The organism is Aquitalea pelogenes (assembly GCF_001515305.1).
Taxonomy (GTDB): domain Bacteria; phylum Pseudomonadota; class Gammaproteobacteria; order Burkholderiales; family Chromobacteriaceae; genus Aquitalea; species Aquitalea pelogenes.
In genome coordinates, this window is sequence record NZ_LNQV01000075.1 from 1 (window position 1) to 11,399 (window position 11,399).

The following is an 11,399-nucleotide window of genomic DNA, read 5'->3' on the forward strand; positions in this document are numbered from 1 at the left end:
CACTGAAGGAGTCGATCTGTTCGAACAGGGGCAGGTCTGCTTGCAGATCGGTCTTGCCTTCGGCACGCAGGTAATCGCTCTCGCCAAACAGGTTGAAAGCAGTGAGCGAGATGGCGTCCACATCGTTCAGGCCGGAAATCAGCGCCACCACATACACGCCCTTGCTGCCGAACTCGGCATTCAGCCAGGCCGCGCAAAACATCACCAGCGCAAACATGGCACCAAAGCCCAGCGCCAGCTTCATTTCCGAGGGGTTGCTCAGTTGCAGCTCCGGCTGCGGCTGGCCGTTATTGTGCTGGCGCAGCTGCCACAGGGCGGCGCTCAGCCCGCACAGCAGGCCGGGTAACAGCACCCATGCCGCCGCGGGCAACACACTGGTTTGCACCACCGCAGCCAGCACCATCAGCCGCACGAACAGCACCAGATTGGCCAGCAGGATGACGGCTGTGCCCAGGTTCAGCGACAGCGGATTGGCGCGTGCCTCGCGGGCGTAGATCAGGCTGGTGGCGGTGGAGGAAACCAGCCCGCCCAGAATGCCCAGCAAGGGGCCGCCCACGCGCTGGCCCAGTAACTTCACCGCCAGATAGCCGGACAGGCTGATGCCCACGATCAGCGTCACCATCAGCCACACCTGATGCGGGTTCACCGCTTGGTAGGGGCCGAAGGTGCGGTTGGGCAGCAAGGGCAGGACGATGAAGGACAGCGCGGCAAACTGCAGCAGCGACAGCAGGTCGCGCCGCTCCAGCTTGTGGGTGAGGCCGGACAGCTCGGGCTTGAGGTAGAGCAAGGCGGTGGCGACAATGCCCACTGCCACGGCGACACCGCCATAGCCGTGCCAGATCAGTGCGCCCAGGCAGTAGATGACCAGCAAGGACGCCACGGTGGTGGTACGCGGTTCGGTCTTGTCGCTGTCGGCGCAGCGTTCCGGCAGAAAGCCGAAGGAGGCCACCGCCAGCAGGCCGATGGCTTGCAGCAGCACGCCATGCGTGGGGGCATCCAGCATGGCGGCCAGGGTGCCGAAAATGGCGGTGAGCGGAAAGGTGCGGATGCCTGCCAGGGTGTGGTGCTTGCGTTCGCGTTCCACCCCCATCAGCAGGCCGATGGCCAGACTGGTGACAAACAGCGGCAGCGCCTCGAAAGGGCTGCCTTTGAGGTTGAGCCAGGTTGCCAGGTCAAAACTACCCATGACTCCTCCTTGTCCTGTCTGGCGCGGCCAGGCAAAAACCTGCTGCAGCGTTGCGCCTCCTTGCCGTACTACTTGTACTGTCGGCGTCGGCGCGCCTTGCCCCAGGGCGCTATGCTATTTTGCTTGGCCGCTCTTGTTATTGTCAGGGCAACCAGTTACGGATGCTTGCTTCAATCCCGGCAGCGTTCAGGCCGCAATCGGCCAGCAATACCGCGGGGTCGCCATGTTCAACATAGTCGTCCGGCAGGCCCAGCAGCAAGGCAGGCTTGACGATGCCCATGGCCTGCATGGCTTCCAGACAACCGGAGCCGGCACCGCCCATCACCACATTTTCTTCCACGGTGACAATGTAGTCATGCTGTTCGGCCAGCTGGCGGATCAGGCCGGTATCCAGCGGTTTGACAAAACGCATGTCGGCGACTGATGCATCCAGCGCCTCGGCCGCGGCCAGCGCCGGGGTCACCATGCTGCCAAAAGCCAGAATCGCCACCTTGCCTTTGCCACTGCGGCGCAGCACGCCCTTGCCTAGCGGCAGGGCAGTCATTTCCTGCTGGATTTCCACGCCGGGGCCGACGCCACGCGGGTAGCGCACGGCGGTGGGGCTGTCCATGCAGAAGGCGGTGTACAGCAGTTGACGGCATTCGTTTTCGTCGGACGGAGCCAGTACTGTCATGTTGGGAATGCAGCGCAGGAAGGAAATGTCGAAGGCACCCGCATGGGTGGGGCCGTCGGCACCCACCAGACCGGCGCGGTCGATGGCAAACAGTACCGGCAGGTTTTGCAGTGCCACGTCGTGAATCAGCTGGTCGTAACCGCGCTGCAGGAAGGTGGAGTAAATCGCCACTACCGGCTTGGCGCCATCACAGGCGAGACCAGCAGCAAAGGTGACGGCGTGCTGCTCGGCAATCGCCACGTCGAAGTAGCGGTCCGGGTGTTCCTTCTCGAAACGCACCAGGCCGGAACCCTCGCGCATGGCCGGGGTGATGCCCACCAGACGCTTGTCCAGCTTGGCCATGTCGCAAATCCAGTCGCCAAACACCTGGGTGTACTGCGGCTTGCCACCACTCTTGCCACCGGCCAGGCCATTGGCCGGGTCGAACTTGGTGACGCCGTGGTATTTCACCGGGTCGTTCTCGGCCAGTTTGTAGCCGTGGCCCTTCTTGGTGACGATATGCAGGAACTGCGGCCCTTTCAGGCTGCGGATGTTCTTCAGCGTATCCACCAGCACGTCCAGATCGTGCCCGTCGATGGGGCCGATATAGTTGAAGCCGAATTCCTCAAACAGCGTACCCGGCGTGAAGAAGCCCTTCACGTGCTCTTCCACCTTGCTGGCAATTTCCTTCAAGGGCGGGGCCATGCCCAGCACCTTGCTGGAGCCCTCGCGCATGGCGGCGTAGAAGCGGCCGGACATCAGCTTGGCCAGATAATTGTTCAGCGCGCCGACATTGGGCGAAATCGACATGTCGTTGTCGTTGAGGATCACCAGCAAATCGGTATCCATCGCCCCGGCGTTGTTCAGCGCCTCGAAAGCCTGACCGGCAGTCATGGCACCATCACCGATGATGGCCACGCACTTGCGGTCCAGCCCTTGCAGCTTGGCGGCGGCCGCCATGCCCAGCGCCGCACCGATGGAGGTGGACGAATGGCCCACGCCAAAGGTGTCGTAAGGCGATTCTTCGCGCTTGGGGAAGCCCGCCAGCCCGCCTTTCTGGCGCATGCTGCCCATGCGCTCACGGCGTCCGGTGAGGATTTTGTGCGGATAAGTCTGGTGGCCCACGTCCCACACCAGACGGTCGTCCGGGGTGTTGAACACGTAGTGCAGGGCGATGGTCAGCTCGATGCTGCCCAGGTTGGAGGCAAAATGGCCACCGGTCTTGCTGACCGTATCGACCAGGAATTCGCGCAGTTCCGTTGCCAGTTGCGGCAGTTGCTGGCGGCCCAGCGCACGCAGGTCGGAGGGCTGATGAATGGTGTCGAGCAGCGGAGTCATTGTTGTTCTTCTGCGGTTAAAACGAGCGGGCCACGATGTAGTCGGCCAGTTGTTTCAGTCGGTCGGCAGCCGGGCCAAAGTCTTCCAGCGCGGCAAAGGCCTGCTCGCGCAATTCGCGGGCAAATTGCTTGGCCTCGGCCAGGCCCATCAGGCTGACATAAGTGGGCTTGTCATTGGCGGCATCCTTGCCGGCGGTCTTGCCCAGCGTGGCGGTGTCGGCTTCGCAATCCAGCACGTCATCCACCACCTGAAAGGCCAGACCAATGCGCTTGGCAAAGATATCCAGCTGTTCGGTCTGCTTGGCCGACAGGGGCTGGCCTGCCATTGCACCCAGCAGCACGGCGGCGCGAATCAGCGCACCGGTCTTCAGCATATGCATGAATTCCAGCTCGGGCAGGTTCAGCGTCTGGCCCACGCTGCCAGGTCAATCGCCTGGCCACCGGCCATGCCGCCATGGCCGGAAGCACGTGCCAGTGTGTGGCACATGGCCAGCTGGCTGGCCGGGCTTACGCCTTCCATCGGGGTGGCAATCAGCTCGAATGCCAGGGTTTGCAACGCATCGCCCACCAACAGGGCGGTAGCTTCGTCGAACTCCACATGACAGGTGGGCTTGCCACGGCGCAGCACATCGTCGTCCATGCAGGGCAGGTCGTCATGTACCAGCGAATAGGCGTGGATCATCTCCACCGCCGCCGCCACGCGTGCCAGGTTTTCTGCGCTGGCACCGCTCAGCTCACCTGCGGCAAAGGCCAGCAGCGGGCGCACCCGCTTGCCGCCTTCCAGCGTGGCATAGCGCATGGCCTGATGCAGGCGCTGCGGCAAGGTGTCGGCCGAGGGCAGAAAGCGGGCGAGGGCGGTTTCCATGGTTTGCTGGATCTGCGTCATCCAGCCGATGAAGGATTCATTGGCCATTACTGAGGTCCAGCGGTTTGAGTTCGTCGTTTTCCAGAATTTTCAATTGCTGCTCGGCGTCGGACAATTTGCCCTGGCAGAACTTGATCAGCTCCACGCCTTGCTTGTAGGACGCAAGTGCAGTCTCCAGCGGCACATCGCCGCCTTCCATCGCCTGGATGATGTCCTCCAGCTGGGCCAGCGCGGTTTCAAAGCTGGCCGGGGCTTTGGCGGATTTCGCCATGGCGTTTTCCTTGTCGCAAAATCGGTAGTCGGCCATTTTATTCCATTTCCACGGCAACACGATATTTTTGTCTGCGCGGCAAGGGGCAGGAAACTACTTCAACAATGCCCGCCGTATGGTGTAGGGTTCCGCCTGTTTGCCTGATTTTGACGAGGTTGTGACGTGTCCCACCCCCCCTGCATTCTGATTACCGGCTGCTCCAGCGGCATTGGTTACCACACGGCAAAACTGTTCGCCCAGCGTGGCTGGCGCGTGTTTGCCAGCTGCCGCAGTGCCGAGGACGTAGCCCGGCTGCAGGCCGAAGGGCTGGAAAGCCTGCAACTGGATGTCACCGACAGCGCCTCCATCCACAGCGCCCTGCAAACCGTGCTGGCGCAGACCGGCGGGCGGCTGGATGCCCTGTTCAACAATGCAGGTTTCGGTCAGCCCGGCGCGGTGGAAGACATCCACCGCCAGGCCATGCGCGAGCAGTTCGAAACCAATCTGTTCGGCCCGTGGGAACTCACCAACGCCGTGCTGCCCGTCATGCGCGCCCAAGGCCATGGCCGCATCATCTATAACAGCTCCATCCTGGGTTTTGCCGCCATGCGCTGGCGCGGTGCCTACAACGCCAGCAAGTTCGCCATGGAAGGCATGTGCGACACCCTGCGGCAGGAGCTGCACGGTACCGGCATTTTTGTCTCGCTGGTGGAGCCGGGGCCGATTGAAAGCCGCTTCCGCCCCAATGCCCTGCAACGCTTCTTGCAGAATGTGGATGTGGCTGGCAGCGTGCACCGCGAGGAATACGAAGCCCAACTGGTGCGCCTGAAAAAAGAAGGCCACGCCGCGCCGTTCACCCTGCCCGCCACCGCGGTGGGCGAGGCGGTATGGCAGGCGGTCAACGCCAGCCGCCCCAGGGCGCGCTATCGCGTTACCAAGCCCACCAAGGTGTTCTGGGTGCTACGCCGGGTGCTGTCTACCCGCGCTTTTGACTGGGCGCTGCGCAAGGCGGTGTAGAGCCGTGGAATGAATGAGGAGGCTGAGGTCATGACGACGTCAGCCTCCTCCCCTACAATCAGCCTTCCCCTGATTGATACCCTACTACTGCCATGATCGTTGCTTGCGGCCTGTTATTGGCCGGTTACTCAATATTCAGTTGCCTGCTGCTTGCCATCATGCACTTTCGCCCCGGCAGTTATCCAGACCAGCCTCATTCACGCCAGATGGGCATTGCTTTCCTGTTGACACTGGCCGTGCTGCAGGGGGTGCATGCTGCCTTGTTGCTTGGCTATCCCGATGCCTTGGCATCCGGGCTTTATCGGGCCTGTTTGTTTGCCGCCGCGCCCTGTTTCTATTTCTACAGCCATCCCTTACTACACCCGTCATTGAGCAAGGGCAGCCTGTGGCGCAAATGGCCGCACCTGTTGCCTGTGTTGCTAGGCACCATGCTGCCATTTGCACTGGCCTTTCCCCTGGCTTTTGCCTTGGGCATGGCGTATCTGCTGTGGTTTGCCCGTTCTATTTATCGACTTCGCGCAGAGCGCGAACGTTTCCAGCGCGAACTGCTGCTGGTAGGGGGGGTAGTGCTGATTGCAGCTCTGGTTGCCCTGGGCGGTTTGCTGCCCACGCGCATTCATACCCTGCAATTTTTTGCGCTCTATTCCTGTGCCATCGGTATGGCCTTGTGGTTGACGCAATTGACCTTGGGCTTACGCCCGGCCATGCAGGAAGACATTGTTGCCGCTGCCAATGAAGCCTATCGCACTAGTACCCTTGGCAATGTGGACTGCGCGCAGGTAGAAGCCAGGCTGGAACAACTGATGCGTGAGGAGCGTCTGTACCAAAATGCAGAGCTTAGTTTGCCGATGTTGGCCCAACAGCTGGATTTGGGCGCACACCAGTTGTCAGAGCTGCTCAATACCCACCTGGCCAAAGGTTTTTCACGTTATCTGCGCGAACAGCGAGTGGCTGCTGCCTGCACCATGCTGCTGGCAGAGCCATCGGCATCGGTACTGTCGGTTGGCCTGAGTGTTGGCTTTGCCTCGCAATCAAACTTTTATGAAGCATTTCGTGAAATACAAGGCATGACGCCGGGCAACTATCGAAAGCTTATGAGGATGAAAAAACAGGAGTGAAGTGCTTCGGTTTTATCATTTCGTAGCAAATAGATGCTCCTGTTTGTGCCGTGCGGAAGTTTTATTCGGTGGCGAAAATCATGATGAGGGCTCCTGAACACAGCTGAGGAGCCCAAGATGGCCGACATTCTTCCCCTGCTTTTGAAGTGCGTGTTAAGCCTCGCCATCAGTGCAATTGTCATCCGCATCCTGCAACGTCATCTGGCTGCCTTGCTACAGCGCCTGTGCCAGGACGCCACTGCTGCTGCATTCTGGCGCGACTATACCTGGCTGACACTGGCCATGGTGCCGTTGGTACTTCTCATCATCAGCGATTGGCTATTCTGGGATGCCGACGTTGTCGACAACCTGCGTGTCAGTCTGCTGTCTATCCTTGGTGGTTTGTTATTTGGCTTGATAAAAATTAAGCGCCATATCGACCGCTTCATTTCCATTCCCGCGAATGACTCCAGTACAGCGTCCAAGCAGGGGCCTGCGGAATGAAGATTCTACTTACCGGAGGGGATGGCTTCATCGGCCGCCACGTTCATCTACGCTTGCAAGCCGCAGGACACTGCACACGCTTGCTCTCCAGACGCCATGGCTGTGACTTTGTCAGCATGACCGAACCCAGGCACTGGCTACCTTGGGTCAAGGGGCTGGATGCCGTCATCAATTGCGCGGGTATTTTCACCGCCACGCGCCAGCAAACCTTTGACCGGGTGCATACCGACGCCCCCGTCGCCCTGTTCCAGGCCTGCGCCGAAGCGGGTATTGCACGGGTTGTGCAACTATCCGCCCTGGGGGCGGATGCCCATGCCCCAATCCCATTTCTGCGCAGCAAGGGCAGGGCAGATGCCTTTTTGCAAATGCTTCCACTCAACTGGATGGTATTACGCCCCTCCTTGGTTGTTGGCAAGGGAGGGACCAGCAGTCATTTAATGCAGCAACTGGCACGGTTGCCGTTGATTCCGATACCGGGCGATGGCAAGCAAGTCATCCAACCCGTCCATATCGAAGATGTTGCTCTTGCCTTGCTGCATGCGCTAGAGCAAGAACCCGCATGTCGTGTTGTCGCTGCCGTCGGGCCGCGTCGATATACCTTGCTTGACTGGATTACTGCGCTGCGCCAACAGCAGGGCCTGGGGGCAGCACGCATCTGTCATCTGCCACTATCCGTGGCACGCCTGATTTGTCAGATAGGCCAGGGATGGCACCCGCTGCTTCAGACCGATGCGTTGGACATGCTCCAGTCCGGTAGCTACAGCGAGCTGCAACCCTTTGTCCAGCTACTGCACGGCATGCCACGGTCACCGCTGCAAGCCATTGCCACACCAGCAGGAGAATCAATATGAGCTATTCAGCCATCAAGACCTTACACATCCTCAGCATGGTTCTGTTGTTTGGAACCGGGTTTGGCAGCGCATTTTACAAATGGATGGCCGACCGTTCTGGCCGCTTGGAGGCCATGGTACTTACCAACCGTCATGTGGTGTTAGCCGACTGGTTGTTTACCACGCCCACTGTTTTGTTCCAGCCCGTCAGTGGCCTATGGATGCTATCCCAGCTGGGCTTGCCACTTTCCACCAGCTGGGTTGCCCTCTCACTGGCTCTCTATGTATTGGCTGGTTGTTGTTGGTTGCCTGTGGTGTGGTTACAAATACGCATGCGTGACATATCGGCGCAATCCCTGCGTCTTGGCCACCCTTTGCCGCAGGTTTATTGGCAGTATGCCCGCTGGTGGTTTTGCTTGGGTGTGCCGGCATTCCTCGCCATGGTGATGGTTGTTGCCTTGATGGTGGGCAAGCATGTGTTGGGGGTCGATTAATGAAAAGCCCCATCCAAACAGTATTAGGACCGGCCTGGGAGCAGCTACCACATGCACTGCGCATCCATCATGCAGCAGCTGCATGCATTGACACCGGCTTTATGGATATCGACTACCCAGCATGGATGCAAACAATATTGAACCTGCTTCATCTGTTTGGTGTTCTCATTAATCAAGCAGGCACAGGGCTGCCCACGGAAGTGCGTAAGCACATGCAGCAAGACCGACAATCCTGGCAGCGCTGTGTCACTTTGTCTGACGGCGTGGTTAAACGCTTCAACAGTGAATGGCAGCCGCTTGCCAGCGGTGAGATAGAAGAACGGGTCAACCGTTTTCTCGCCTTGCGCATGCGTCCCTCAGTACATGCCAATCGCTTGCACTATGCCGGCACGTGCTACGTTTTACGGTTGGGCAGGCTAAAGCTCCACCTGCCCGAGTGGCTGCTGCTTGGGCATACCACGATTGTTGAAACCGCATTGGGCCCAGATTGCTTTGCCATGGATTTCCGGCTGGTACACCCCTGGTTTGGCCAGCTTTATCGCTATGCCGGTATTTTCCATACTGCAATAGAAGCCTCCGATCGGGATCGTGCGCTTACCGGCTCTGCTGGGCGCTGCTGACGAATCCGAACTTGCATCCGCCGGGTAAAATAACCGGGTGAGCCTGCGCCACCCTGCCAAACCCTATACCGCAAACCGTCAGGCGTGTAAGCAATACTTCAAGTCCTTCTCACATTGATGGGCATAGGCAAGAGGAAGGAGAAAAGCATGCTGCCAACAGCCCAGGCCAATGGCACTAGCCACAACCGGGCATAAATACAAGATAGGGAGCCTTCCGAACCGGCGGTGCATCTGCAGCAGCACCGCCGACTTATTTTGCCGCTCCGTCCACCTGACTGGCCGCTATCTCCCCGCATGACAGCTGTCCACCCGCGCTTTTGACTGGGCGCTGCGCAAGGCGGTGTAACTCTGTGCAAGGGCCGCTGGCAGGAGCGGCCTGACGGCACTACGGGTACCTGGTGAATATCGCCCAGAGATGAGGCATGCATGGCAGGTGGTATTTACGCTTGCCGCCATGTTTTGCCAGTACTACGGCTTTAATTGGCAATAAAGCATATGCTTTTTGAATAATGCATGGCTTGCGATGCTACGACTAAAGTTGAATTGCTTTAGCTATAAATATTTTAAAAGCTGCGTAAATGGCACCTTAATTCCGGCCATTATCTTCAATAACAAATTTCCCCCTGAAAATTCTTTACTGTAATGAAACCATGGTTATACTCGTACCCATGCTTGCAGTATTGCTTTATCGATTGACTAGTAAAAGCAGCCATCGGGGGTAGTGAATGTTTAATAAAAAACTGCATGAAAAAATTGACCAGCAAGCAGCCATGCTGGATCAGCAAAAAGCGATACTGGATGCCATCCATGCCTCTACCGCCAGCGTCACATTCGATTTGAATGCCAATGTGGTGGAGTCCAACGCCTTGTTTCAACAGGTAATGGGTTATAGCGCATCCAGCTTGCCAGGCATGAACCATCGCGCCTTCTGTGAACCCGGCTATGCCGGGTCGCCAGCTTACCAGGCATTCTGGCAATCGCTGCGCGAAGGCAAGCCCTTCATCGGCCGGGTCAAGCGCCTGCGCAGCAATGGCGACGAGGTGTGGCTTGAGGCCACCTATAACCCGATCAAGGACGCCAGCGGCAAAATCACCGGCTTTATCAAGTTTGCCACCGACATCACCCAGCGCGTGCAAGAGGCCTCGCGCAACCGGGCGGTGCTCGATGCGGTGAACCGGGTGATGGCCAGTATCGAATTCACCCTGGATGGCACCATCACCAAGGTCAATCAGAACTTCCTCAAGGTCATGGGCTATCAGGAGTCGGAATTGATCGGCCAGCCCCACCGCCGACTGTGTACACCAGAGTTTGCCAATAGCCGGGAATACGCCCAGCTGTGGGATCAACTGCGCAGCGGCCACTTTTTCTCCGGCCAGATCAAACGCATTGCCAGGGATGGCAGCGAGCGCTGGCTGGAAGCCAGCTACAACCCGGTGTTTGATGAAAGCGGCAAGGTGGTATCCGTCATCAAGTTTGCCACCGACATCACCACCAATGTGCAGACCCAGAAACAGGAACGCGACAGCGCCTTGTTTGCCTTCAACACCTCGCAGCAAACCCGTCACTGGGCAGAAGAAGGCGTCAACAACATCAGCGACAGCGTCAGCAATATCGAAAACATGGCCAACGAAATTGCCACTGCCGCCCAAAGCGTGCAGTCACTGGGCAAGCACTCCCAGCAAATCGGCACCATCGTGCAAACCATCAAGGACATTGCCGACCAAACCAATCTGCTGGCCCTGAATGCCGCCATCGAAGCCGCTCGCGCCGGTGAAACCGGCCGTGGCTTTGCCGTGGTGGCGGACGAAGTGCGCAAGCTGGCCGAGCGCACCTCGTTGTCCACTGCAGAAATCTCCAGCATGGTTACCGCCATCCAGAACCAGACCGGTACTGCGGTGAACAATATGGACCAGATCAAGACCCTGGTGGAAGGCAGTGTCGATCAGGTCAACAAGGTGGGCGATGTCATCAACCAGATCCGCCAGGGCGCGGACTCGGTGGTCACCGCCATCCAGCAGATGGCGCTGGACAAGGGCGTACAGGCAGGCTGATTCCGCTTTCCTCCACTAGCTGCAACACGCCGCAGTCACCATCACCACGCTGATGGGCTGCGGCGTTTCAGTTTGTCTCTCCTCTGCGCGCCATCTCACGCCACGCCTGCTTGTTCATGCGCTGCGCCAGCTGCGCATGGCAGGCCGCCACCAGTTTCAGCAAATCCCCGTTCGGCATGCCCAGGCCCTTGGGCTGTGCAATTTCATCAGCCAGCGCCTGCAAGGGCGTGGCGCTGCATTCCAGTGCGATGAGCCGGCCATGGCTATGGCGGCGTGGGTGGTCCGGGGTGTAATCCAGCGTCAGCAGCCAGTGGGTGTGCTGCCAGTTTTCTTCCTGTTGCAGCACGGTTTGCAGTACGGCATGGCTGATTTGCTGACCGGCTTCGGCGGCCATGGCCAGTGCCTGTTCCCAGCGCGGGGCATGGGGTGGCAGCTGGTGCAGGGCGGGGAGCAGTTCGCGGCTTAGCCAGCGGCGTAGTTGGCGGGCGGCGGGTTT

10 protein-coding genes and 2 pseudogenes are annotated in these 11,399 nt (G+C 59.1%); 7 read left to right on the forward strand and 5 right to left on the reverse strand.

Annotation, left to right across the window (positions count from 1 at the left end; translation table 11 throughout):
• From AWT75_RS19410 to AWT75_RS19425, 4 genes and pseudogenes are all read right to left on the reverse strand, one after another.
• Window positions 1-1,186, reverse strand: a 1,186-nt coding sequence (locus AWT75_RS19410) for an MgtC/SapB family protein (protein ID WP_062791302.1), incomplete at its 3' end; no start/stop codon positions are given.
• Between the two features lie 142 nt (window positions 1,187-1,328).
• On the reverse strand, window positions 1,329-3,176 hold the full coding sequence (gene dxs / locus AWT75_RS19415) for a 1-deoxy-D-xylulose-5-phosphate synthase (protein ID WP_062791304.1): 1,848 nt from the start codon (window positions 3,174-3,176) through the stop codon (window positions 1,329-1,331).
• A gap of 16 nt (window positions 3,177-3,192) precedes the next feature.
• Window positions 3,193-4,088: pseudogene (locus AWT75_RS19420) on the reverse strand (polyprenyl synthetase family protein).
• Window positions 4,078-4,347, reverse strand: coding sequence for an exodeoxyribonuclease VII small subunit (locus AWT75_RS19425; RefSeq protein WP_370459748.1), 270 nt, complete (start codon window positions 4,345-4,347; stop codon window positions 4,078-4,080). The pseudogene AWT75_RS19420 and the gene AWT75_RS19425 overlap by 11 nt, the downstream one beginning before the upstream one ends.
• A 126-nt stretch (window positions 4,348-4,473) precedes the next feature.
• Here AWT75_RS19425 and AWT75_RS19430 point away from each other — a divergent pair, with 126 nt between their 5' ends.
• From AWT75_RS19430 to AWT75_RS19460, 7 genes and pseudogenes are all read left to right on the forward strand, one after another.
• Window positions 4,474-5,307: an SDR family oxidoreductase gene (locus AWT75_RS19430; protein WP_062791306.1), complete on the forward strand. Its 834-nt coding sequence runs from the start codon at window positions 4,474-4,476 to the stop codon at window positions 5,305-5,307.
• 473 nt (window positions 5,308-5,780) lie between these two features.
• The gene (locus tag AWT75_RS22370) at window positions 5,781-6,425 is read left to right on the forward strand and encodes a helix-turn-helix domain-containing protein (protein WP_204377121.1); all 645 of its coding nucleotides are present in this window, start codon (window positions 5,781-5,783) and stop codon (window positions 6,423-6,425) included.
• A 117-nt stretch (window positions 6,426-6,542) separates the two neighbouring features.
• Complete coding sequence (locus AWT75_RS19440; protein WP_062791310.1) at window positions 6,543-6,908, forward strand: hypothetical protein; 366 nt, start codon at window positions 6,543-6,545, stop codon at window positions 6,906-6,908.
• Window positions 6,905-7,759 (forward strand): complex I NDUFA9 subunit family protein, encoded by an 855-nt coding sequence (locus tag AWT75_RS19445; RefSeq protein WP_062791312.1) that lies wholly within the window; start codon window positions 6,905-6,907, stop codon window positions 7,757-7,759. Before AWT75_RS19440 ends, AWT75_RS19445 begins: the two co-directional genes overlap by 4 nt.
• The gene (locus AWT75_RS19450; protein ID WP_062791314.1) at window positions 7,756-8,232 is read left to right on the forward strand and encodes a DUF2269 family protein; all 477 of its coding nucleotides are present in this window, start codon (window positions 7,756-7,758) and stop codon (window positions 8,230-8,232) included. Before AWT75_RS19445 ends, AWT75_RS19450 begins: the two co-directional genes overlap by 4 nt.
• Window positions 8,232-8,852 (forward strand): DUF4166 domain-containing protein, encoded by a 621-nt coding sequence (locus AWT75_RS19455; protein ID WP_062791316.1) that lies wholly within the window; start codon window positions 8,232-8,234, stop codon window positions 8,850-8,852. The genes AWT75_RS19450 and AWT75_RS19455 overlap by 1 nt, the downstream gene beginning before the upstream one ends.
• An 800-nt stretch (window positions 8,853-9,652) precedes the next feature.
• Window positions 9,653-10,819 (forward strand): annotated as a pseudogene (locus AWT75_RS19460) (methyl-accepting chemotaxis protein); the annotation flags it as partial.
• A gap of 151 nt (window positions 10,820-10,970) precedes the next feature.
• Here the strand turns inward: AWT75_RS19460 and AWT75_RS21765 are convergent.
• The coding region (locus AWT75_RS21765; RefSeq protein WP_161937785.1) for a hypothetical protein at window positions 10,971-11,399 on the reverse strand (429 nt) is incomplete at its 5' end.